Genomic DNA, 23,953 nt, shown 5'->3' on the forward strand with positions numbered 1-23,953 from the left:
TACCCGGCTTTTTTAATGTTTACGGTTAACCGTAAAGAAATGCCATATCGAATAAGCAATTTGCATGTACAAAACTATAATCATGAAAAAGCAAATAGCGTTTACAGTTCTTGAACTGGGTGTAAGAGGTATTTATCTGATCGGTGTAGCATCAGCCTATAATGAGGCTAAAAAAGACTTTTCGGTACATGCTACTGTTGAGGGTAAATTGTTAGTTATCCGATTTAGCGATGATAATTTCTTCAAACTCAATGAGGGCGGCATACTGACCATCAAAGGTACATGGGAGGATGTAGAGAACAATAAAGAGAAGGAAGAAGCGTATAAGCTGCTGAAGGATATTGTGCCTAAATATGGCCACTGGCAATACGTTTCTGTCGCTAAATAGATACTTCATACCTTACCAAAAAACATCCGATCAGCTATTTTTTGGTAAGGTATTCTTGAATATTAAAGGGCTATTCCCTTGTGAATTGTTTTAATATCTCATCAAACAACGTTTCGTGAACTAAAAAGAACCCTTCAACCTTCCTCAATGGCACAGGTTCACTTTGATTTTCCCAAATGAAATGACCAGTTCTTTGCTTCGCGATTTGAACTGCGTCATCCTTAAATTGATAGGCACAGGTCATAGCTATGTTTGCCGCAATTACTTGATTGTTATCACATATAAAGTACATTTTTCTAAACCTGTATTTCTTCTTTTCCATGTTGCACGTTTTATCTAAAATATAAATGTAAAATTAGATGCTAATATTTTTAGCATATTTTTTTAGATAAAGTGTATCTGTTTACTTTTAAGAGTATCAAATATTAAAATGTACTTGCTGGCCTATGCCTCCGGTGCAAAATGAGCCTTTGATTTTGTTTTAATCTTCAATAATCGATCTTTGCTTTGTGTGTCGTAAATCTGTTCTACCATCTTAGTCGACGTATGCCCATTCTTCCTCGCTGCTTTTTTGGTAGCTATCCTTATAGCTTTTCTGACCTCGCTATTTATATCCTCAGACGTCCGAGAGTGTTTTAAGGAGTAGAAATCAGCTGTGATCCCGAGTTGCCGTTTCACATAGTTATTCCACCTCCGGCAAATTTGTTCCTGACGAATAGGGCCACCCCTAAACATTGGTTTAAGAGCCTCAGAGAAAATAAATAGGAGATTTCCTGGCTTTCCACCTGGCACACAACTCTTTGAGAGATTCGGATTATTCCTGTTTTCTAAGAGTAATTTATCAGCCTCTGCAATAACTTCTTTCCAAAGATTATACGCACCTGGTTCAATAGCTTTCTTATCCCACCGGCTTTCTTTATCCTTTTTGACCATCACTTTAAACCATCTTTCTTTTAAATTGACGTTCTCAATGGTTACGCCTAATAATTCCCTCTCCCGACAACCAGAATGAAAGAATATCCTGGCAAAACGCCAAAAGGTATAATGGTTTTCTCTTAAGTGATTGTCTACTCTTTTCCGATCTTCTGATGTTAGTGTTTCCCTTTGTTTTTTAATGCCCTTTCGCTTTCGAATACCGTCCATAGGGTTTGATTCCATCGCTTCTAATTCATTCAATTCAATGAAAATGGTTCTTAAATCAGTGCGATACCTGTTAAAATTATTGGCGGTCCACCTATCACCCTTGTTATTCCCAATCTCGTCCAAAACCAGTCTGATTAATTTTCTTGAAATTGAGGAAATTGGCATGTCTGCAACTACAGCACCCTTGTATTTTATATTCCTTGCCGCTTTCTCTATATGGGGGATCTTGTTTTTTATATCCTTTTTCGCCTCGCCATCCATCACCTTTGATTCTAAAGCAAGTTCTAATGCTTTAATGAAAGGGGTATTCTCGTCAATAACACCTTCTCTTGACTTCTCAGCTTCTTTTTCAAGTATCGTTTTTGTAATAGGGTTATAGAATTGATTTTCAAGTAAATCTAATTCTACATCGATAAGATATTGCATCAGCTGGCGGCGGCTTGATAGATCTTTAGCACGGTTTATTCCACCTTTAATGGTAACAGCTTTCCCATTGGGATACCTATCTTTCATGCTTGGATCATAAAAAGTGTATTCGATTCGCCAAATTTTCTTTAGAGAAGAACTGGAAGTAGTGGTTTTCCAGTTACTGGGGAAGAAGTTAAGTTCACTGTAGCGACAGCCGTCTGTTCTGTGAATCATCTGAATAGCTTTTTTAAAAGTGTCCGCGTTTTCGTCCACGTTTTACTAAAAGCTATAAGACTAATGAAAGTGTGATAGAGTAAAAGCCTTACTCAGTAAGGCTTTTACTTGTGAACCGGATTGGATTCGAACCAATGACCTGCTGCTTAGAAGGCAGCTGCTCTATCCAGCTGAGCTACCGATCCGTTCTCCAAATTTCTCGTATCTTTACCGCTTCATTTGGGAGTGCAAATCTAGTGAAAATTCCCTTTATAAAACAAATTTTTGCCATTCAAAATTTTAAAAAAAATATGGACGTTAAAATTGAAGCTAGTTGGAAAGACGTTTTGAAAGATGAATTCCAGAAATCTTACTTTGAACAAATTGCCCTACTTCTCAAGCAGGAAAAGGCTTTAAACCGAACCATCTACCCTCCGGGCAACCTTATCTTCAATGCATTCGAGAAAACTCCATTCGATAAAGTGAAAGTTGTTTTATTAGGTCAGGACCCTTATCATGGACCCGGACAAGCACATGGTTTATGCTTTTCTGTTCAGGATGGCGTCAAACCTCCCCCTTCCCTCGTAAACATTTTTAAAGAACTCCATGCCGACCTCGGGCAGCCAATCCCTCAGGGTGGAAACCTTACCAAATGGGCAGATCATGGTGTACTGCTCCTCAATGCGTTCCTCACCGTTCGCGCAAATGAACCCGCTTCACATTCTAAAGCCGGCTGGGAAAACTTTACAGATGCAGTGATCAAAAAGGTATCAGATCTGAAGAAAGATGTCGTTTTCATCCTCTGGGGCCGGTTTGCCCAGGATAAACAAGTGCTCATCGACGCAACCAAACACTATATTCTGAAAGCTGCACACCCTTCACCTTTCAGTGCGGATAAGGGCTTCTTTGGCTGCCGCCACTTCTCTAAGGCGAATGAACTGCTGGTAAAAGCAGGTATTGAACCTGTAGATTGGCGCCTGTAAACAGGAAAGCCGGGAAAATCAGCGGAATGCCGCAATAAGGATCAAAACCCAGCTAATACTATCAAAAACACATAGCACTGAAATCCTAAGTTCCACATAGCCCACATCTCCGTAATCGCCCTTCACAAGAAAAGGAAAGCCATTATGGAGATGTGTGTAAAAAAATTATATTTATGTTCCGTACCTAAAAAGGAACAAAATATTTTCTATGAACGGGCTTAAAAATCTGGTCGGCAGAGTCTACGCATTATATGTCCTGATTATCTTCATCATATTCATGCTGATCTTCCTACTCCCAATGTGGTTGGTATCATTCTACGCTCTAAGAATCCGCTTACGCAAATTTGTCAAATTAGGCCGTCTCTGGTGTCGCCTTATGATGCCACTGATCGGTTGCCCTGTCCGCATCAGCGGCAGGGAAAATTTCGGCCCTGGGCACGCCTATATTATTGTTTGTAACCACAACTCCTTCATGGATATCCCCGCCACTTACGCAGGCATTCCTGGTACACATAAAAGTCTCGCGAAAAAAGAAATGGTAAGAGCCCCCATCTTTGGTATCATGTACAAGATCGGCAGCGTATTGGTTGATCGCAAAGACCCCGCAAGCCGCAAACAGAGCTTTGTGGAAATGAAGGAAGTGCTGGAAAATGGCATCCATATGCTCTTGTATCCTGAAGGTACACGGAACAAAACAGGACAACCACTGAAGGAATTCTATGACGGCGCGTTTTCTCTCGCTATCGAAACACAGCGGCCTATTCTACCGGCTGTCATCTGGGGCACAAGAGAAATACTCCCTGCCGGTAAAGCCTTTTTTGCCTGGCCCCATGCCGTTAAAATGGAATTTCTCCCACCAGTACCTACCATTGGCTACACGATGGATGATGTAGATGAACTCAAGACAAAAGTCTTTAAAATCATGTGGGATCGTTATCAGGAGCAATAAAAAATATCTTTCGGGCCTGGCTAGTGTCAAAAATACAAACCAGTGTTATGTTAATCATAAACGGGTAGTACATATGTACATCTGGAGAAATATTCCAGGTATGATGCGCTACACTATAAGATTGACAAAGATTAAAAGCTTGTGGCATTGAGGCCGGATATAATTAATTCAGCACAAATACATAAAAAAAGGCAAGCTTTCGGCTTACCTTTTTTATAATAATAATCCAGTCAAAATATTATAGGTCCTGCTATTTTAAGCAAAATTCAAACCCAATACTCTAAATATTTATGGGAGGAGTATTAGCCACACACACTTTGGCACCTCTCTCAGCTGCCATCAGCGACACAGCTTCCCCCATCCCTTTACCACCACCGGTCACAAAAATTACCTGGTCCTTCATAAAAATATAAATTTTAAAATGTTGCCGCATCAATCACATAACGATAGCGTGCCGCCTTGTTCACAACTTTCTCCCATGCATCATTGATCTCTGTTGCATGAATAATCTGTATCTCTGGTAACAGGTTATTATCTGCACAATAATTCATCACTTCTTGTGTCTCCGGAATCCCGCCGATCATTGAAGCATTGATATTGACACGATTGCCCATCATCTGAAAATAATCACTTGTGATATGCCCACCAATCGGCATCCCTACCTGCGTCATAGTACCATATGGCTTCACAACATTGGCATAGAAGCTAATATCATATGCATATGGGATCGTGGACAATAAAAAGTCCAGCTTTCCATAATATGGTTTCAGTTTATCCAGGCTATCTACAACAATCACTTCCTTCGCACCAAATTTCTTAATATCATCTACTTTGGACGGTGAGGTAGTGAACGCGTATACATCAGCGCCCTTTGACGCGGCTAACTTTACAGCAATATGCCCTAACCCGCCAATACCTGCAATTCCGACTTTATCCCCTCTTTTAAAGTTTGCCTTGATCAAGGGTGAATAAGTTGTGATACCAGAACATAATAAAGGAGCAGCATGCTGCAGGTCAATATTATCCGGAATGCGAATAGCAAAATGATCTCTAACTACCAGGTTATTTGCATATCCTCCCTGTGTAATACCGGAAGGTGAAGTCTTATCCGGAAATCCATACGTAAAAGCAGTCTCATGCCTGTCACAATAATGCTCCTCCCCATGTTTACAACTTTCACATTCCATGCAACTATCCACCATACAACCAACACCTGCTTTATCACCAATTTTAAACTTTGTTACATTTTTACCAACAGCCATTACAATGCCAGCTATCTCATGCCCTGGAACCAAAGGGTATTGCTGCTTACCCCAATGCCCTCTCACCGTATGAATATCTGAATGACAAATTCCTGAGTATTTGATTGCTATCAGGATATCATTATCACCAACAGCACGACGTTCAAAATTCCAGGGAACCAATTTGCCTTGCTCGCCCATTCCAGCGTAACCTTTTGCTTTAATATTTGCGCTCATATCATTTGAAAATAACTGCAATGGGTCAGCCAGCACTAATGCTGCACCTGCCACTGCTGATGTTTGAATAAAATTTCTCCTTGAATAGTGCTTATTTTCTTTCATTGGATAAATATTGATTGAAGAATGTAGTAAGCTTATTAAGAGGAATGAACTCCTCCCTGTGATTTAAATCAAATTGTACCTTCCTGTTCACCATGGTAATAATCCATATCACAAAGATCGACCAGGAAGTTTTCAGGCATTTTATAAAAGACACAGAACTTTTTACCACTTTTACTGGTTGGTAATTATATTTCCAAAGGATTGGTAAATTTGTTCCTGTATGGAAAAAGTAAATAAAATTGAGACTGTAGGACAGTATAACGAATATATAGGTGTAGACACCCGTCATCCACTAGTCAGCGTAGTAAATTTTAGTGAAGTACCAGGTATCATCAGCTTCCGTCATTACCTGGGCCTATATTGTATATTCTATAAGAATATCAAATGTGGAGATATGACATATGGTTGTCAACCTTATGATTATGAAGATGGTACACTTGTGTTTCTATCTCCCGGACAGGTGTACGGCATAGATAGTAAAGGAATACCTGTGGTGCCATCCGGTTATGCCCTGGTTTTTCATCCCGATCTTATCAAAGGCACCAGCCTGGGCAAAACTATCAGGAACTATACATTTTTTTCATATGAGGTGAATGAAGCATTGCACCTCTCCAAAAAAGAAAGAAAAACAATCCTTGACTGCCTGGAAAAAATATCTGCAGAAATTGACCAGAACATAGATAAACATAGCAAAACGCTGATAGTTTCAAACATTGAACTATTTTTTAATAATTGCATGCGATTTTATGACAGACAGTTCATTACCCGCAGTAATGCCAACAAGGATATATTAACAAGGTTTGAAAAGCTGCTGGACGATTACTTCTCCTCTAATCAGGCAGAACAATCCGGATTACCGAATGTCGCATATTGTGCAGAACAGCTGCATCTGTCTGCGAATTATTTCGGGGATCTGATCAAAAAAGAAACAGGTAACACTGCATTGGACTATATCCATAACAGGTTGTTAGAACAGGCTAAAACCAAAATCTATGAAACGTCAAAATCATTTAGTGAAATATCAGATGAACTGGGCTTCAAATATCAACAGCATTTTACGCGATTCTTTAAACAGAAGACCGGCATGACACCAAATGAATTCAGAAACGCGAATTAAAAACTGAAGAGCTATAGGGGGAAAATAAAGCCCTGAGAATCTCTTAAAATGACAACTATTTCCACCAGGCACCTAAATAAAAACATCCATAAAAGGCAGCATTCACCAACGGGCTTTTCAGACAAAAGGGGCTGTATCATAATCAGGATAATGCCTCCTGGCATACGTTCTGTTCGTAAAACGTACACTTAACCCGTACCCACCTCCCCTGTCAAAAATGCTTTCAATCTGGATAAGCCTTCTTCAAGATATTGTCTCGGACACGCTATATTAATCCGTATAAACCCTTCTCCTGCATCACCGTATATTGTACCCTCATTGACCCGGAGATTCATTTCCGTCAACAATTTTTGAGCAAGCTCCCGGGAAGATTGTTGCAATGCCCGGACATCTACCCATACCAAATAGGTACCTTCTAATGGTAACACATATAATTGGGGCAAAAACCGATTAAAGTATCCCCGCAAATAGTTATAGTTCTGCTGTAAATAAACAATCAGCTCATCCAGCCATTCTTCCCCTTCATTGTAAGCAGCTATCAATGCCTCAACGGCAAAAGGGCTGATTTCAGACACCTCGTTTATATTCAGTGCACGGTCAATCAGCAAACGAACATTCTTATCAGCTGCCAATATATTAGCTACCTGTACACCTGCCATATTAAATGTCTTGGTAGGTGCAATACAAGTCACTGAATGCAATAAGAACGCTTCACTCAGGGAAGCAAAAGGTACATGCTTCGAGCCTTCATAAACAAGGTCGCAATGTATCTCATCAGCCACAACCATGACCTCATGTTCTAAACAGATATTACCGATCCTTATCAGTTCCTCCCGGTTCCACACACGACCCACCGGATTATGTGGACTACACAACAGTAATAATTTCACACCTGAATCTTTTGCCTTCTCTTCCAGGTCTGCAAAATCTATTCTGTACTCCCCATTATTAAAAATAAGCTCATTACAAACAACCTCACAACCATTATTCCGGATAGAAGAAAAAAAACAATTATATACCGGAGTTTGAACAATCACCTTATCACCGGGTTGTGTCAATGCTCTAATAACAGCCGATAAAGCAGGCACTACACCTGTAGTATACAACAACCAATCCTTGTTTAAGGCAAATTGATGCCGGCGTGTAAACCAGTTGACTACTGCCTGAAAATATGTATCTGATATCCTGGTATACCCAAAAATTCCGTGCGCTACTCTTCTTTGCAAAGCATCAATTACAGCAGGCGCAGTACGAAAATCCATATCTGCAATCGACATTGGCAACATCTCAACATGCGAAGCCTGATCCCATTTTACGGAATGAGTATGCCTTCGGGGTATGATCTCGTCAAAATAATATTTCATTACGCTTAACTATTAACGAGGTTCCTGACGTAAATTTTGCATTCACCAGGATTCCTGTAATTTTCATCATAAATGATCTCACCCACACCATTGGCCGTGATATTTCCCCCCAATGGATTCTTTATGCTTTTAATATTGCTATTTATATCTGCATTGACGGTACTGTATTCAAAGGCCAGATCACAATCATCCATTAGTTCGCAATTTTCCAACACCAGGTCAACCGCATAACACAATGGCTGAGAACCTCCTATTTTACAATTAATCAAGCGCAGGTTTTTCGAGTGCCACCCCAAAAACTCGCCAATGATAACAGAATCATAAACAGTTACATTCTCTGTTTTCCAGAAAGCATCTCTCGAATCCAAATACGCATTTCTGATCTCTACATTTTTTGCATCCTGGAATGAGTAATCTCCTTGTAATTTGATCCCGTCAATTTTAATATTGACACTGTTCATAAAAATATAATTCCCGTCCCGTACTTCAACGTTGTGCAGTTCAAGGTTACGACAGTTCCAACAAGTTTCTGCCGCATTAAGAAATTTTACATTCTCCAAATAAAGTCCGTCAACTTCCCGAAACATCTTAGGAGCTTCTACCAGCGTGTCGGTCATCCTGATATCCTTTGAATACCAAATTGCAGCACGGCTATAAACAGTAAAAACACATTGCCTGATGAGGATATGGGTGTTATGCCAGAAAGGATATTTACCCATAAAGTAACAGTCTACCGCTTCAATATCAAAAGATTCCTTTAATGCGGATTCACCGGGGTATATTTTAACCTGTTCCAGTCTTAAATGCCTTGATCCGTATAGCGGCCTTTCCCCCTCAAAAAATACTCCTTTAACAACTTCTAAACTCATAAACTAATTGCTTACAAAATTAACACTGCCATTCCTGATGAAAAAAAGTTCAAATGGCCAGGTAAATCATTTAATTGTACCAGTACTTCCTCAACCTCATTTACAGTAAGCCCGGCATCAAGACCCAGGTTCAACGCAATATTTAGTTCTTCCAAATTCCCTGTTGCTGTCAGCAAGGAAATCGCTACAAGGCTTTCCTGCTGACGTGTCAGATCCACTTAGCATGAGTACAATTAATATTAATCATCTAATTTGCATTTACACCTGTATAATCTTCCTCGGAAACAGTTGCCCCCTCAATAACGATCAATACCTGCCCTTTGGGATGGATATGCCAATTCGTTCGGGCACCAGGTTCAAATGTGACACTGCCGATAGAGAATTCGTTGTTCTTATCGTTCTTCAGCAACATAGTCAAATAAGCATTACCTGTAAAGTCTTCTGTGGGTAACCGGCTTCCAGTTGGGAAAATTTTTTGCTGTACCGTTGTCATAGGCTGATTATTTTTAGAATAATTGCATGCCTGTAGCACTATACTTCCTATAAAGAAAAATGTCAGGATAAGAACTATCCTTGTGTTAAAGGTCATAATTGTGTTTTCGTGGTACAAATTTCCTGCAATTCAGACCTAATACTTTTATATATACTACTGGTGTTTTTACCAGTTTTACTGAAATCCCATTAACTGCTGTTTATAATAACCTGGTTTGTACGGTTCACAAAAGCAAAAGTTAAAAGCCGCCACTATGGTTGCTATCTGACAGCCCTGCCGAAATCCATACTCCCGGTGAAATACTGGATATCATCGCCAATCAGCACGATGAGGCAAAGAACCTAACAATGCATTACCATCATATCTCACTTAAAAAAGAAGTGATTGACGCATTGGGGGAAGACCCGGTATTGAATGAAATGAAAATAGATGGTAAGGAGGATCGAGGCTTATTTCAAATCAGAAAGAGCGAATGGGGAAAATACTATTGCCAGAAAGATCCCTGGATTATTAAGGATAGTTTAGGACATACCAATTTTAATACTACTAAGGCGTACCTCAAATCACTTAGCAATGAAATTTATTGTAAGTAATATAGAATTATTACTCAACCGTTTTTATGATCGTCAGTTTATTACAAGGGAAGTTGCTAATCAGGGCATATTAGAACGGTTTGAAACTTTATTGAATGAATACGATAGGACCAACAAGCTGAAATAAACGGTGTCCCTACGGTTTCCTTCTGCGCCGATCAGTTGCGTACTTCTGCCAGTTACCTGGGAGACATGATCAAAAGCGAAACGGGTAAATCGGCCCATGACTATATTCACAGCACTATTATAGATAAGGCAAAGGAATTGATATTTGTTCCTAAAATGACAGTTAGCGAGATTGCTTATGAACCTGGCTTTAAGTATCCGCAACATTTTAAGAGGTTATTTAAAAATCGGGTGAGAATATCTCCAACTGAATATAGATTTATGAATAAAAACAGCCACAATTAACAGGAAATTAAAAATCCTTTTTGGTGGTTAACAAACAAATCGATGAAAAAAGGCCAGGTATTCCTACCGGCCCAAATTTTAATAGCAATATCCACAAGATCTTTCCCTTATTCAGCTACTGCTGCTGCCACCCGTTGCGGCTCGTTCCAGCGCGTCATGCCTTCAATCGCAGGGTGACTGTCGGGACATGATTCGCCCGGCAGCTTTATTTTCCGGGCAACATTGCAACCGCATATTTTGCAGGTTTTATCGCCCGTTCTGCGTCCAACCCGTTCCTTGTCCAGCTTCACAGCCACCAGCTTTTGCAATTTGTTTTTCGGCTCCGAAAGATTGGGGCAGGCGAGGCAGGCATTCTCCCTCCGCTCCAGCGTAGCTTCATCAACTGTTGAAAAACCAGCCTTGCCCCATTTGAGGAATGCAGTGGCAGCCTTGGCAATCAACTCTGTATTGGATTTGCCGTCCTCCTTCTTTTTCCCGGCATCGCCGTCATATTGCGCCGTTTTAGGATCATCGAACAAGGACTGCAAAAAACCTGGCGTGTTCCTGCATACAATCAGGTTGTCTGCGAACGGCGGATCATCGATGGCGCGCAATAATACTTTTGGCGGCACAGCTTTGCCTATGCCCAGGAAATTTCCTAAACGAACACAAAGTTCATCGAAGCTGTCCGTTTCTTTAGCTTCCAGCAATTCTTTGATCATAACTTATTCTTTTCCTTAAATGCAGCGCCGGCACAATTTCCCCGACGCTGCATGGTAAATAAATGGATCTATTTCTTTCCACCTTTTGAAGCACCGGCCGAGCTTTCTATAGGCTCGCCTCCAGCAAGTGTGAATTTTGCCTGGTTTTTACCCGGTACCAGCGGCTCGTCGTTGGCCGAAAGCACGTTGTACACGCTTACGAGGTATTCCGTATCAGAAATGATATCAGCAGTAACGATCACAGCTGCGGGATCGGTGGAAGATACCGCGGCCTTGAATGCCGCTGCTTTGGGGCGGAATACATAATTGCCCAACGCAGACGCGGTGGCTTCATCAACCGCCACATTGAAATTGATCGTAACATCGGCATACTGCCCGTTCTGCACAGCTGAGGCGCCGGTGACCTCCAGGTATGGATCCGCATTACCACCTGCACAATACGGCAGGTCTTTGGTGCTCGATGCTGCGGCCATGGCGCTGAGCCGGCAATCGATGCTGATAAAATTGCAACGGTTGCCAGGCAGACCGTTCCTGTTCTCGGGATTGATGAAATCAAAGAACACTTGCACCTGGTCTAATGCAGCCGCCCGGTAAGTGTAAGAATACATGCCAAACCAGATATACGGGAATACCGCGGCGATGGCTGCGTAATCGGCCATGCCTTCGCAGGTGTAGCCGTTCTCACCTTTAGGATCGCCTCCGTACAGGTGCTCCAGTTCATGCGCTATCACCAGCGCCAGCAGCTCGAAGCCTACACACTTGGTGCGGATAAGACCTCCATTGACAACGATGAACGGTACATTATATTCTATAAAAGAATAAGCGTTCGGCACTTCGTTCTCCACATCGAGGTAGAAGTTCACGCCGGGGAAGAATCCCTTAAACAGCTTCACGAGGTAATTATACATATCCACGCCTGCACCAGAAGTGATGGGCCAGCGCGGTGCATTGGCCTGTATGTCAAAGGCCTGTTCCTTTCTCACAAAATAGTTCACGTCGTCGGGTATACGTGCGTTGCCTTTTTCGCCGAACGGTGTGAACACTTTTTCTCCTTCGCGTTTTATGCCGTCGTTCCTGCCTTCTTTGAGGTTGGCACCCAGCGTGGAAGCTTTATATTGTGTGATGCCAGGAATGCTCTTGTTGGCTTCCATGTATTCTTTTGTGCCGATCTCGGGAAGATCCTTGTGACCCGCCACGAACATATCGTCATTGACCAGCAGTTGAAGCGCAAAATCACCGCAGACAATGCCTTTGGCCAGCATCAGGTGACCGTCCATCGATGTGGCTACTGTCTGACTGGTGGCCACATGGTGAATACCTTTTTCAAAATAACCGGTGGTAAGCTGTAATATAGGCACGGTGCTTCCGTCTGCACGCACCAACTCGTTTACCCCCGGCTGCAAAGTGTTTGCCCGCTGTAATTTTCCGCCGGGCATGTAAAATACCTGTGTCGGTGTCACATACAGCGTTTCAAAGTTACTTTCGTCTGTTCCGAAATCAACCTGGATCATAATGGTGCCACTGGCTTTATCGCCGGTGCCCGAGCTAAACTGCACGGTTTTAGTCGTCCAGTTTTTTAGCGTCGAATCTTCGGCAACATAAATCATATCGCCAACCAGGATCTCATTGATTGGCTTGCTTTCGGTTGCGCTGATGGCCACCGGCGTATCGTGCGCAAAGCATCCGCAGCAGCAGTAGCATCCACCGCCAGGCAATGCCACCCATACAGGAGATGTTGCCGTGTAGGAGCAGCAGTTGGGCGTGGGATTATTGAGGCATCCGTTTAAATAGGGCGCCACGCAGGTGCATATTTTGTGATTAGCGCTTTGGGCATCCACACAATGCTGTTCATCGCAAATAGTGCCTCCCAGTTGTTGAATGTTTGCCATGCAACCCGGCAGCCATGGGGGATCGGCTTGTAATTGTGCCATAACATTTGTTTTTTGTTTTTTAAATAGATATTGAACCTTGATGACTAACGAAAGTGCAGCTAAAGCTCATGATACTCCGGTGTGCCAGCAACGGGCAAAGCCGCATGGTTACCGCATAACGGTTCCCCGACAATGCCAGGTGAAAGCGCGTAATCTCCGGCGATAAAACCGTTCATAGACAACAGCTGCCCCCGGCTGTTTGGGCAGGAGTGGCGGGAAAAGCGATATATGCAATGAACGCAGTGACAACCGCCAAACGGGAAAAAACATATACGGGGGAAGAAACAGTATACGAGCTTCATACGGGAACATGATTGTTGATACAGCCATTCTCATAGAGCGGATTACAATTGCAGGTCATACGATTTTGATCCCTTACCTCATCGCAATGCTACCGGCTGCATAATGTTCCGCCCGGAATTTTTTTGATATTATTGAGACATTGCCGGCACCGGGGTGAATCGTTGCCCACAGTTACTGTTGTTCTTTTTTGGAACCATGGTATTATTTAATTGATGGATTATTATATCACCAATTACGACAAGTGCGGGTACCGCTGGTTATAGTCATCGGTGCCGATGTTGGGCAATTGGTCGTGGTTATCGGCGAGATGCCCTGGTGCAATCCCTAACGAGAGGGCATAATCCCCACCGATAATGCCTTCCAACGATACCAGGTGCCCTTCAGGTTCGCTTGCAGGCGCAGCGGATGAAGCGATATAGGAAATGAACTGCCCGAACACGCCTGTGATTATTTTGCTTACTTCCATGGGCTGTCCATCTTTGTTCACCAGTTGATCCATACCCGGAACGATCTTGCGGGCTTCCTTAAATTTCCGGTCGGGCATCATCAGCAATTGCCGTTCACCAACGATCAGCGTAGATTCTTTTCCTTTTTCGTCGCGCAGTTGAATACTCACCTGCGGATTCCCGGTGGATGTCTTGCTCAGGGAAACGAATTGCAGAGTAACGGAGGTCCATTGGCGTAATGACGTGTCTTTTGGAACGAAGATCGTGTCGCCTTTTTTCAACTGGTCGGCAGCAATGCTGCGGGTTTTAGAAACGGCCACAGCAGCGCCGGGCGCCATACCACAACAGCAATAGCAACCACCTTTGGGGTTTGCAACCCATACCGGCGATGAAGGCCCGTAGCTGCAGCAGCCGGGAAGGGGGTTGTTCAAACATCCGTTCAGGTAAGGAGGTAAGCAGTTGCAGATCATGTGTATCGGTACCGACATGTCTTCGCATTGTTCCTGCGGGCATAAGGTTCCGCCTAATTTTTTAATATTCTCAAGACATTGCTTGTTCCACGAAGGGTCATCGCCCGCAGTTACAGTGCTTTTTTTGGGGGCCATAGGTATTGTTTTAATGATGAATGATCAGGTTTTCTGTTTTTGGTTCTCGCCACTCCAGAACAGTATCAGCACTGCATTCAATACAACAGCGGGGTCGAGCCATGCCGGAGTGGCACTGGTCTTTAATGCCGCTGGCGTATTGGTTAAATTGAAGCTGATGCTTGCTGCACCCAGTACGTTCCCAATTGGCGGCGGGTTATTCATTACCGCGGTGCAGGCATTGTTCTTATCGAGGTTGAACGTAACGTCAACACCAGTTCCCAGCAACAAAGTAATATAGGGAACGGAGCCCTGCGTTGAAGTGCCCTCCGGAACTTCAAGCTGGAAGTAGAACCCGGCCAATACAGGATTTTCTATATGCGGTGGCTGCACGCTGTCAACAGTGAACTGCAATGTTTGTGTTGCTGACGGCACAGCATGCACATTCATGAACGTGTACCACTGCTGTGAAAAATTCTGCACCATATTGAAGAAGCGCGAACCGGTACGTGTGCGCATCGGGTCAAGCTGTAGCACCTGTTGCCTGAACAGTGAGCCGCCGTTGATCGCCGTGTATTTTACCTGCACGATCACGTCCGACACCGATGCGAAATTGAACAGATTGGTGGATTCCGGCATGCTCAGTCTCCAGTTGGATACGGCGCCCGTTCCTTCGAACGGTAAATAACGCTGGTCGTTAAAGCTCACCTCGAACATGCCGGAATCGTTCACACCGTTGGATACTGCGATCATCTGACTGTTGTTCCAGTTAGTGCGCAATACATTTGCCGCAGGCGTTTCCGCATCGCTTCCGCCCAGCAAAAAGTTAACCGCATTCACATCGGGCTTCAATATCACCTGGTTCGTCAGTTGCGTCAGCGTTACATGAAAATCCTGGTTCGGGCCCAGCACTGCGGGAATGCTTACGGATATGCTTTTGATCTTCCGCGCATAATGACCGGGATAATCATCATCGTATAGTTTCTCACCAAGGCTGAAGAGGCATTCGCCCGTTTCTACCAGTGCGAGAAACGCGTTGGGGTCAAGCTGCCGCAATGAAACAGTCTTTTCAATTTCCAGCGTACGTACATTTTTATCGATCCAGGATTTCTCCATCTGCATCAGCGACAACATCAAACTGTCACCGGCCAGCAATCCCTTTTTCATATTGTCCCAGTAACCGAAGTTGATGAACGACTGGTTCGTGTTCAGCTCGTACTGGTAAGAGCGCTGCGCTTCGCGGGCCAGCTCGTAAGCCAGCGAATAGGCCTGGAAGTACACGGTAGATAAACGTGTTACCATCCACTGGTACAGCTCTGTATTCGTGAATTTATCCTGCAGGTATTTTCCTGTTTCTTCATTCTGCTGAATAGTGGTTTCCTGTATCTTCACTTCCTGCTCGGCTATCTTTTGCTGTATGCTGTTCGATTGTATCTGGTAAGTGAGGCCGGCAGATTCAAATTGCGCCTGCTTTCCCTGGAACTGCCATTCTTCCGCGCGGCGCTGGTAATTGGCAATGGTGAGGCTCAATTGTGCAACAAAATCTGAAATGATGGCTCCTGCCTGGAATACGCTGGCAGCCGCGGACAACGAAGAACCGATCTGTTCCCCGCCATAAGTCATTGCGAACGGCGAGCCCACATTAGGAATAAGAAATGCAACGGCCGATGCAGCGGTCATTATGCTGGATGCCACGTTCAGCGCCATAGCTGTGGTCATGCCCGCAATGTTCAGTATCTCGCCGGTGTTCAGTCCTTTCTGCACCAGCATATTGTAATAAGTGTAACGTTCGTTCGCAGCTTTCAGGGATTCGTTTAGCGCAGCGCCGTTGGCAATGTACATGTTCACATTTTCCGTACGCACCAGCATGTTCATTTCAAGCAGCACACGTTCCTGTGCATTCTGCATTACAGATAAAGCTTCCGCATCTTTTCTTTCAAGCGCAGCAAGCAGCGATGAGCCGAAGCCCATCACGGTAGATGTAAAATTGCGTGCACGTTCCAGCATCATATCGAAACGGAATGCGGGTATAGGCAGGTCAAGCTGTGCCGAAGTAACCATGCCTGCGTTGCCGGATGCAGCGGCGGCGATCACCAGCCTCGGATCGATGGGCGGTGCGAACAATGCCAGCGGCCGTTCTACACCGTCGATGTTCATGCAATGCCTGATCTTGAACAAACGGTCTTCGATCAGTCCCCAGTAAGCTACCAGCTCGCTGTTCTCAGGCACACAGAAATAGGAAGGAATATCGTTGTACACCAGTCCTTCGTAATTGGTGAGCTGTGCGGGATCATTGAACTGTGAGTTTTCAAGATGGATATAGAACTGCGGAATATTATCTAAATAAATACGGTAAACCGATGTGCTATCCGGCGTTGTCGTCCATGGTTCGGCAACGGTGGCCACGAATGTGCTGCCCGTGTATGCCGTGATGAAATTGGTTTGGTTTACGCCGGTTCCCGCGGTCACCTGTATGTACATGCCGGTATAGGCGTCTTTTTGTGTTGATGCCGTGTTGGCCAATGTGATGGAGATCGCCGTTCCTGCCTGTGCCGTGCCGGTGGTAACGGTCTGGTTATTATACATGGCCTTGATCTCGTTATAGCTCAGCGGCTTGGGCACGGGGCAGTTGTTGATGAGCTCCGGCTTTTCGCCCAGCAGGCTTTGCGCCAGTATGTACAGGTTGGTGGCCTGGTTGATGGATTCACGCGTATCCTGCGCAAACAGGTTATCAGCCCATGCGATGATATTACTGATGTATTTCATCACCACGGCTTTTGCATACGCAGACGGCCGCAGCTTGGCAATGGCATCAGGATTGAACGGATCGTTATTGTATGCGTCTATCTGCGCCGGGTTGGTGAGCGTTTGTATCAGCGACGGCATATCCATGTTGCGGAAAGGAAGATATCTCCAGAAACGGTCTTCAGGATTCGTTACGGTTTCACCAGGTTGCTGTGTTGGATTGAAAATATATTCATACCACTGTTTCGCATAATCGAACTGCTGGTGTGTTTGCAGCATGGATGCCACGAGGAACGGTGCATGGAAAAATATTTCCTGGAAGTACAACCCGTATGCGCCATAAAAATCGAGCTTGTCCGTCAGGGGCGCTATGGTAGCGGCCTGCGGCGAGAGCCTGCTAAATGAGAACTCGGGTGTTTCCTGCGATTCGATGGTGAGCAGCTCATCCACGCCGCCCACCATCAGCTTGGCAGAAAATACATTGCCGGTTCGTGTGCTGACACGCAAAAAGTTGAACTTGAGCTTTGCCAGCTCGGTGGGCGTGTCGGTGTAAGACGAGGTGTAAAAATAAAAGAAACCAGAAGGGAAAGGCGCATAGGAATAATCGGATGAGATCAGCGCCGTGATATCCTTTATTCCCTGCTCCTGCGTTACCACCAGGAAAGATTCGTCGCCGTTATCGAATATAAAGCGGCCCACGGTATTCTTTACGGTGGTGATACTGGTGGTGTTGGGCGATACATTGTTCAGTAGCTGTAATTGGGGCGTAGACGTCTGGCCTGGCGTCGGAAAAGCGGCAGGATCGTCGCTCATATAATTATCGACGATGATGTTCTTGTAGAATGTTTCATTAATGCCCAGCATGGATGCTGTTCGATTCAGGTAGGGCACATAAGGTGTGGGATTGTAATCGGGCCGGTAGTTGATGAGCACAGGCGATATGGTTTGCCGGCTCAGCGAGCTGTCGTACACCACCGATGCCTGTTTGGCCACGTAGGTGGTCTGACCGGGAATGTTCACCTTGCCCACCTGCGAATAATTGCTCACCAGCTTCCACGAGCTGTATTCCAGTTGGTATTGCGCTGAGTTGATGTTTGTTGGCGGCGGATCGGGCACTGGTGGCGATTGCCCAGGCGCAGTGGTGAGGCCAAAGCCATAAAAGACGGCAACACTTTCGTTATTGGGGTATTTATTGGGATAAAAGAATGATTCCTGCGGGAGGTATAAGGGGTAAACCTTTCGCCAGTACACGAGATTGGGGTTGTATGCAGGAACCATCAATGGTAGTATGCTGGACACATACTGGTCGAACTGGTAATTTGACTGGTAATCGATCACCACGCCTTCCTGCAGGGTTTGCGGTGAATACCAGCTTCCATCAAGGTTCAAAAAGCTAAACTTAACGGAACCTACAGATGCGCTGTTGGGAATGGAATTGTTCGATACGATGGTAGAACCGGACTGCTCGGATATTTCCACCCAGAAAATATACAAACGCTTGAAAGCATATACCGGGGAAACCAATGGTGAGGCGATGCTGATATCCATTTGCTGCCATGCCGACCATGAATAGCTTTTATCGAACGTGCGGTAATAATATGTGTATGGCTGTTCTGCCGTATGACCGAAAATGTATAAACGTTCGATATCTTTTCCCGACTGGTCATCATGGATCGTTGTTGTGTAAGATGCACATTGCACAAGACCGGAAACAATATTGAACTCGCCCATATATTCGGTATAGGCTTCGGTAACCGTCTGGTCGCTGATATTGGTTTGCTGTAACGCTTCTTCAAATTTTTTGAAGGCGGGTGACGCGTAGGTATATAAAGTGGGATCGATATAGTTTTCGGGGTAGAGGAATATTTTCCGGTTCACTTCCCATAAACGGTAGGCCATCATCCATTCCCACCATGCCGTACCGATATTGGACAGATCCGTAACACCCGCTTCGAAGTTCATGCGGCAGCGCTGCAAATAGACCTGTACCGACGCAATGCCCTGCGCAATGTAGGAAGAGGTATCGCATGCGCTCATTTCCACATCCAGCAGCAAATACTGGTACACATCATTCGAATTTCGGATGTATGTGAAATCAGGATCGGAATGCAATTGCCAGATGAGGTAAGGCAGCAGCGCATTGCGTTGCGATGTCATCAGTGTTTTCGAGATCACTTTGTCTGCTTCCGCAAAAGCCACATCACCCAGCTTGCTGCTTGATGATGAAAGCAGTAGTTGCGCGGTTTGTTCATATATCACCCAGTTGGCGGTGATGAGCTGCCCTTTGCTGTCTGCCAGCGGCAGGGTAGAAATGTTGTTGATATAAATCAGGCTGTAGATATCGATGCCCGTTTTTGCGCTCGTGTCGAATGCATTCTTCAGCCGCATCACGCCGGGCACACCGCCGTAGGTGGTATGTGTCTGATTGATATTATCCAGTGGCCAGTAACGTTGTATCAGCGCGCATAGCTGCTGCGAATCCCATCCCGTTATTTTTACCAGCGCATCGGTTTTGCTGTTGGGCAACACCGCCTGCTTGGGTATCCCGAAATAAATGTTCAGTGCATCGCTGTTGTTGTTAAACGCGATCACCAGCGATTTATAACCGGTAATGATAATGATGTTGTTGAGCGTTAGCTGGTCAACATTGCTGATGTCGCAGCAGCCGGGAACGGATAAAATGAATGCCACTTCGGTAGCGGTAAGATTGATGCGGTCTGCCAGCAATATGCTCCGCGACAATGACTGCACCAGCTGGTTCACCTGGTAAGCGCGCTGACTCATCAGCAGTACCGATTTAGTGTAAGTGCGTTTCAACCCGGCCTGGTCCTGTCCTGTATAGAGAAAGTCGAGCGACGTGGTTTTGGTGAACGTGCTGCTCACTTTACCATTGGCCTGCGTATAGGATGGCGTATCGTTCGGGATGATGATCTGCGGATCGGCGCTCACCAGTGCATTATATGCCGCGGTGGATTCATCAGCAGTAATAAGGTCGCTAACGAACGACTGCTGCGTTACAAAAGGCAGGAAGGAAGATTGCAATGATGATGGCACGGGTACCAACATTGCTTCGAGATAGCTACTGAGGTCGTTGACAGATGCAGCAAACGGCAGCAGCACCGAGATCATGGTAGCAGTGGAATGCATAAAGCCAGCCAGGGCCTGCAGGCAGTTCTCGTTTTGCAATGTTTCAAATTGTGGCACCTGCGCCGCCGTGTACTCTATATCATTGCGGCAGGTGACGAGCTTTTTTCTTACCTCGCCGCGTTTCAATTCGGCTTTGGGATCGGTCGTAATAGATACAGCATTGCTGTTGTATTCATTGTTTACGGAGGAGGCATTGACATCCAGTACAATAGTGTTGGCGGTTGCACTTTGTGCAAACCCGCTGTTGAGTATATTGTTCACTGAATAAACGCTCGTGTTATCGGGCTTTACGGTCCATGCTTTGTCCACCACGGCTTCGCGTGTTTCACCCGTGTAGGAAAGTATCTTGTTTTTCTGCCCGCTGCCTGTTCCGCCGGTGATGGAAATTTCCATGCCGTTGTAATAACCGTCTTCGGCCGTAGCTGTATCGGCCAGCACAATACTGTAGATGGTTGCATCCTTTGCGGTGCCGTTACCTTCATCCACCGAAATGGCATACCATGAAGTGGTATTGGGAACCGTCGTCCATACTGTACCCACGGTTGCCGTACGCGTTGCGCCATCATAAGAATTAACCTGGTTCAGTTGTCCTGCGCCTGTAGATACGAATAGAAAATCCAGCGATGAATAGGCATAATAATTTTCTGCCAGCTGTGCATAACGGATATTATTGACCGTGTTTACATTGATCAGGTATGGCGTGCCTGCCGGGTTCTCCGTAAGCAAGGTGAATACCTGCTTCGACATTTCAGCATCTATATTATCCGAAATAAAAGCCGTCTCGGGTATGGGCAATAATTCCGCAGCCTGCTGGAAGGTGATTGATTTTACCAGCATAATACCGTATGCATCTATATACTGTTTCAGCACCATCTGGTCGAATATGTTGGCAGAAGCATCCGCATCGATATTGCCGTACATGAATGAATCGCTCTTCATGCGCGATGATTCGGATATGGCGGCCAGCGATTGCACGAACTTCTGCACTTCAACGGGATTGTAGGTGGGCCCGTTATATTTTGCGGGAATGATGCCGGTGAGAATATACTGCAACTGGTAAGGCGTAAAATTGCTTTTTTTCAGCCAGTCTGTACGCGCCAGTGTCGCAAATACCATATTGATGGAAGGCACATACGATCCGTATGGCGGCTGCGTATAATCGGTCACATCGGGATAATAGCAAAGCGACAGGTAAAGCAGGAATGCATCGGTGGAGAGCTTCGACACTTTGGCCATTACCACGAGCCGGTACATCCATGAAAGATTTTCGTAGCTCAATGCCAGCACAGGTGTGCCGGAAGGTTTTTCCGTTACCTGCGAATAAACAAACATCGCTATTTCGGTAAGATCATTATCGTTCAGGCTCAGAGCTGCGCCTAGCCTGCCGCGGATGGTTGCGTTCAGACCAGTGTTATCAGAAATCACCCATTGCTGACCCGGGTGATTGTACGGATCGAAAGGAATATATAACGTAGAGGTGTATGGGTCTTTCCCTTTCAACACCAGCGGGTTGTTATACACGGTATCGAATAGATCCATCCGGCGTGTGATGCTTACCCTGCCATAATTCTTCATCAGGTACCAGAGGCTGCACACTATCTCGGGCGAAAGTGATGTTTGTGCGCACAGTATGCTTACCTGCGCAGCCTGCGCCAGGAAGAGCGGTGTTATTTCCGATGCCTGGCATGCCTTCATTACCCAGTCCGTAGTGGCGTAAGACCAGCCGGTTTCCGCAGCAAGACGGATAAAGCGGTTCAACCTGTCGAGGCGTTTTACGGTAAGATATTGTACGATCTCGATTGCTTTGTCGCCACTCACATCTTCGCCCAGTTGCATATAATGCTGTCCTTCACCGGTGGCATTGATGTAAAAAGTATTTGCAATGCCCAGGTTTAATTCATCCTCAGTAAGATCCTGCGTCAGCAACGAAACCACCTGCGTGCGGCTTAAGCCGGTTCGCCACATAAATTCTTCAAGCGATGTAAGACTGGTAACGAGCTGCGTATCGGAAAGACCGGTGTAACCGTATTGCGGTGATAATGTGGTACCGCTCACCAATGGTGTTGTCAGCTGGTTTCCCTGTTCAACCGTCAATCCGAGTGATTCGCGCAATGCAGGACCGGGATTGGAAATATAATATTGCGATGTATTGCCGGGAATGGTACCCCATGCGCTGTCAACAGTTGCGGTTTTTGTACCGGCATCATAAGCGGTAATGCGCCGCACTTCGCCCTGTGCTGTTCCGTTGGCGATCTCCACCGTCATGTTTACATAGCTATCGGCCGCAGGTTGTGTGGTGGTGGCGAAAACGATGGTGTTTGTAGTGGCGCTGCCAACATTCCCCCATTGTATGGGCGCCAGCAACGCGGTATAAATATCGGTGAGCGAGGTGCCCAGGCTTGCTGCATACAAACGTGATTGTTCAAGCGGCAGGTTCCATGGTAAATTAAATGGGTAGGGCGATACCGCCATAAGGCTGTAGATATCCCGCGTGATCACATATTGTGAAGTATTATCCGGCACCCTTTCCCATGCATTCATTACAGTGGCGACCTTGGTTGATCCGGTATATGCAGTGATGGTTTGCTGCTGACCGCTTCCCGTGCCTGCGCTGATGAATACGAGCATACCTGAATAGGCATTGTCCGTTCCCGATGCCGATGTGGCCAATGTAATGGATGTGGCATTACCGCTTTGCGCTGTGCCTGTGGCCACTATTTGTCCTGCTTCAAGATGATCTTCCATCACTTCATTGATGATGCGGATGGTGGGCACAGGATCGTTGGTGTTGGCGCACGTAAGCTTCATGTTGAAGAGATCGGGACGGCGTTCTTCCAGTTTCAATCCTTTGGGAATGGTGGCTGCATTCACTTCCGTAATGTAATCATCGGTGATGCGCATGATGTCGAGAAAATAAGCGGCGGGGCTGAAGATGGAACGGCATTCATCGCATTTGCAAAAATCCAGGTCGCCGAACAGCACCTGGTAACTTGGAATGCCCTGCACGTATTCCTCTACCTCGGCGGAAGTGTTGCTGAACATGGATGCACGGTAATGCGGCGATGCAACAGAGCTGTGCACACTGGCATATACATGCTTCATTTTTTCGGTGATGGCCGATGCGCTAGCATGTATCTGTTGAGCGAGTGCGGGTTCTTTTTTGGTATTCAGCGTTTTGCCGGCCTCCCGTATGAAACGCCAGCGCGGCACATAGGCGATGCGTGCAGCGGAATCGTAACCCATCTTTTCCAGCTTCTCGGAAACTCCCACGTCGGGCCATACGCGCAGCAAACGCTGTCGAAGCATTGCTTTCTCTTCCAGTCCCTGTTCCTTTAAACCGGCTGCCGCATCTTTTGCCACCTTTGATTTTTTGTTTGCGTCGCCATAAAAATCATATGTGAGCAGGTTGAACTGCGGATGCGCATCGAGGTACTGCCGCAATGCTTCATTGGTGGCAGCAGGTGTTTTTGCAACCGGCGTTACCGTTTTCTTAGGTTTCGCTGTTTTTGTCGTTGCAGATTTTTTCCCGGCTGTTTTTTTAACAACTTCGTTTTTTACAATTGCTTTTTTCTTTGCCATGTT

General features: G+C 45.4%; 18 protein-coding genes and 1 tRNA gene. 6 read left to right on the forward strand and 13 right to left on the reverse strand.

What is annotated here, in order from left to right:
* The first annotated feature begins 82 nt into the window (after positions 1 to 82).
* Positions 83 to 388, forward strand: a complete 306-nt coding sequence (locus U0033_RS10170) for a hypothetical protein (protein ID WP_072356841.1) — start codon at positions 83 to 85, stop codon at positions 386 to 388.
* Positions 389 to 458: 70 nt separating this feature from the next.
* On the opposite strand, the gene U0033_RS10175 is transcribed toward U0033_RS10170, so the two are convergent.
* From U0033_RS10175 to U0033_RS10185, 3 genes are all read right to left on the reverse strand, one after another.
* Positions 459 to 710, reverse strand: a complete 252-nt coding sequence (locus tag U0033_RS10175) for a hypothetical protein (RefSeq protein WP_072356840.1) — start codon at positions 708 to 710, stop codon at positions 459 to 461.
* Between the two features lie 122 nt (positions 711 to 832).
* Positions 833 to 2,212, reverse strand: coding sequence for a tyrosine-type recombinase/integrase (locus U0033_RS10180; protein ID WP_143150582.1), 1,380 nt, complete (start codon positions 2,210 to 2,212; stop codon positions 833 to 835).
* A 72-nt stretch (positions 2,213 to 2,284) separates the two neighbouring features.
* Positions 2,285 to 2,358 (reverse strand) — tRNA-Arg (locus U0033_RS10185).
* A gap of 105 nt (positions 2,359 to 2,463) precedes the next feature.
* On the opposite strand from U0033_RS10185, the gene ung reads away from it, so the two are divergent.
* Together ung and U0033_RS10195 are read left to right on the forward strand one after the other, a co-directional pair.
* Positions 2,464 to 3,135 (forward strand): uracil-DNA glycosylase, encoded by a 672-nt coding sequence (ung, locus tag U0033_RS10190; RefSeq protein WP_072356838.1) that lies wholly within the window; start codon positions 2,464 to 2,466, stop codon positions 3,133 to 3,135.
* Between the two features lie 379 nt (positions 3,136 to 3,514).
* Complete coding sequence (locus U0033_RS10195; protein ID WP_245801703.1) at positions 3,515 to 4,084, forward strand: lysophospholipid acyltransferase family protein; 570 nt, start codon at positions 3,515 to 3,517, stop codon at positions 4,082 to 4,084.
* Between the two features lie 280 nt (positions 4,085 to 4,364).
* Here the strand turns inward: U0033_RS10195 and U0033_RS10200 are convergent, their stop codons facing one another.
* Together U0033_RS10200 and U0033_RS10205 are read right to left on the reverse strand one after the other, a co-directional pair.
* Positions 4,365 to 4,487 (reverse strand): hypothetical protein, encoded by a 123-nt coding sequence (locus U0033_RS10200; protein WP_262487746.1) that lies wholly within the window; start codon positions 4,485 to 4,487, stop codon positions 4,365 to 4,367.
* Positions 4,488 to 4,500: 13 nt separating this feature from the next.
* A complete protein-coding gene (locus U0033_RS10205) occupies positions 4,501 to 5,667 on the reverse strand; it encodes an NAD(P)-dependent alcohol dehydrogenase (RefSeq protein ID WP_072356836.1) in 1,167 nt (388 codons plus the stop codon).
* Between the two features lie 220 nt (positions 5,668 to 5,887).
* On the opposite strand from U0033_RS10205, the gene U0033_RS10210 reads away from it, so the two are divergent.
* Positions 5,888 to 6,784 carry a helix-turn-helix domain-containing protein gene (locus tag U0033_RS10210; RefSeq protein WP_072356835.1) on the forward strand — a complete coding sequence of 299 codons (897 nt, stop codon included), beginning with the start codon at positions 5,888 to 5,890 and terminating at the stop codon, positions 6,782 to 6,784.
* Positions 6,785 to 6,972: 188 nt separating this feature from the next.
* Here the strand turns inward: U0033_RS10210 and U0033_RS10215 are convergent, their stop codons facing one another.
* The 4 genes from U0033_RS10215 to U0033_RS10225 are packed head-to-tail and all read right to left on the reverse strand — an operon-like array spanning position 6,973 to position 9,510.
* A complete protein-coding gene (locus U0033_RS10215) occupies positions 6,973 to 8,148 on the reverse strand; it encodes a MalY/PatB family protein (RefSeq protein WP_072356834.1) in 1,176 nt (391 codons plus the stop codon).
* Positions 8,149 to 8,153: 5 nt separating this feature from the next.
* The gene (locus U0033_RS10220) at positions 8,154 to 9,017 is read right to left on the reverse strand and encodes a DUF3737 family protein (protein ID WP_072356833.1); all 864 of its coding nucleotides are present in this window, start codon (positions 9,015 to 9,017) and stop codon (positions 8,154 to 8,156) included.
* Positions 9,018 to 9,028: 11 nt separating this feature from the next.
* A complete protein-coding gene (locus tag U0033_RS33290) occupies positions 9,029 to 9,235 on the reverse strand; it encodes a carboxymuconolactone decarboxylase family protein (protein WP_072356832.1) in 207 nt (68 codons plus the stop codon).
* Between the two features lie 29 nt (positions 9,236 to 9,264).
* Complete coding sequence (locus U0033_RS10225) at positions 9,265 to 9,510, reverse strand: cupin domain-containing protein (RefSeq protein WP_218163968.1); 246 nt, start codon at positions 9,508 to 9,510, stop codon at positions 9,265 to 9,267.
* Positions 9,511 to 9,767: 257 nt separating this feature from the next.
* On the opposite strand from U0033_RS10225, the gene U0033_RS10230 reads away from it, so the two are divergent.
* Positions 9,768 to 10,103, forward strand: a complete 336-nt coding sequence (locus U0033_RS10230; protein WP_072356830.1) for a hypothetical protein — start codon at positions 9,768 to 9,770, stop codon at positions 10,101 to 10,103.
* Positions 10,104 to 10,295: 192 nt separating this feature from the next.
* The gene (locus tag U0033_RS10235) at positions 10,296 to 10,514 is read left to right on the forward strand and encodes a helix-turn-helix domain-containing protein (protein ID WP_245801701.1); all 219 of its coding nucleotides are present in this window, start codon (positions 10,296 to 10,298) and stop codon (positions 10,512 to 10,514) included.
* A 107-nt stretch (positions 10,515 to 10,621) separates the two neighbouring features.
* Here the strand turns inward: U0033_RS10235 and U0033_RS10240 are convergent, their stop codons facing one another.
* From U0033_RS10240 to U0033_RS10255, 4 genes are all read right to left on the reverse strand, one after another.
* Positions 10,622 to 11,215 (reverse strand): hypothetical protein, encoded by a 594-nt coding sequence (locus tag U0033_RS10240; protein WP_072356828.1) that lies wholly within the window; start codon positions 11,213 to 11,215, stop codon positions 10,622 to 10,624.
* Between the two features lie 68 nt (positions 11,216 to 11,283).
* A complete protein-coding gene (locus tag U0033_RS10245) occupies positions 11,284 to 13,146 on the reverse strand; it encodes a M48 family metallopeptidase (RefSeq protein WP_072356827.1) in 1,863 nt (620 codons plus the stop codon).
* Positions 13,147 to 13,681: 535 nt separating this feature from the next.
* Entirely contained in the window at positions 13,682 to 14,500 is an 819-nt protein-coding gene (locus U0033_RS10250) for a hypothetical protein (RefSeq protein ID WP_143150581.1), read from the reverse strand.
* A gap of 24 nt (positions 14,501 to 14,524) precedes the next feature.
* Positions 14,525 to 23,950, reverse strand: a complete 9,426-nt coding sequence (locus U0033_RS10255; protein WP_072356825.1) for a Tc toxin subunit A-related protein — start codon at positions 23,948 to 23,950, stop codon at positions 14,525 to 14,527.
* Positions 23,951 to 23,953: the final 3 nt, after the last annotated feature.

The organism is Chitinophaga sancti (assembly GCF_034424315.1).
GTDB lineage: Bacteria > Bacteroidota > Bacteroidia > Chitinophagales > Chitinophagaceae > Chitinophaga > Chitinophaga sancti.

Coding starts and splice junctions, on each gene's coding strand:
- U0033_RS10170 (WP_072356841.1), top strand. CDS start 83: ATGAAAAAGCAAATAGCGTTTACAGTTCTTGAACTGGGTGTAAGAGGT.
- U0033_RS10175 (WP_072356840.1), bottom strand. CDS start 710: ATGGAAAAGAAGAAATACAGGTTTAGAAAAATGTACTTTATATGTGAT.
- ung (WP_072356838.1), top strand. CDS start 2,464: ATGGACGTTAAAATTGAAGCTAGTTGGAAAGACGTTTTGAAAGATGAA.
- U0033_RS10195 (WP_245801703.1), top strand. CDS start 3,515: ATGCCACTGATCGGTTGCCCTGTCCGCATCAGCGGCAGGGAAAATTTC.
- U0033_RS10200 (WP_262487746.1), bottom strand. CDS start 4,487: ATGAAGGACCAGGTAATTTTTGTGACCGGTGGTGGTAAAGGGATGGGG.
- U0033_RS10205 (WP_072356836.1), bottom strand. CDS start 5,667: ATGAAAGAAAATAAGCACTATTCAAGGAGAAATTTTATTCAAACATCA.
- U0033_RS10210 (WP_072356835.1), top strand. CDS start 5,888: ATGGAAAAAGTAAATAAAATTGAGACTGTAGGACAGTATAACGAATAT.
- U0033_RS10215 (WP_072356834.1), bottom strand. CDS start 8,148: ATGAAATATTATTTTGACGAGATCATACCCCGAAGGCATACTCATTCC.
- U0033_RS10220 (WP_072356833.1), bottom strand. CDS start 9,017: ATGAGTTTAGAAGTTGTTAAAGGAGTATTTTTTGAGGGGGAAAGGCCG.
- U0033_RS10225 (WP_218163968.1), bottom strand. CDS start 9,510: ATGACAACGGTACAGCAAAAAATTTTCCCAACTGGAAGCCGGTTACCC.
- U0033_RS10235 (WP_245801701.1), top strand. CDS start 10,296: ATGATCAAAAGCGAAACGGGTAAATCGGCCCATGACTATATTCACAGC.
- U0033_RS10240 (WP_072356828.1), bottom strand. CDS start 11,215: ATGATCAAAGAATTGCTGGAAGCTAAAGAAACGGACAGCTTCGATGAA.
- U0033_RS10245 (WP_072356827.1), bottom strand. CDS start 13,146: ATGGCACAATTACAAGCCGATCCCCCATGGCTGCCGGGTTGCATGGCA.
- U0033_RS10250 (WP_143150581.1), bottom strand. CDS start 14,500: ATGGCCCCCAAAAAAAGCACTGTAACTGCGGGCGATGACCCTTCGTGG.
- U0033_RS10255 (WP_072356825.1), bottom strand. CDS start 23,950: ATGGCAAAGAAAAAAGCAATTGTAAAAAACGAAGTTGTTAAAAAAACA.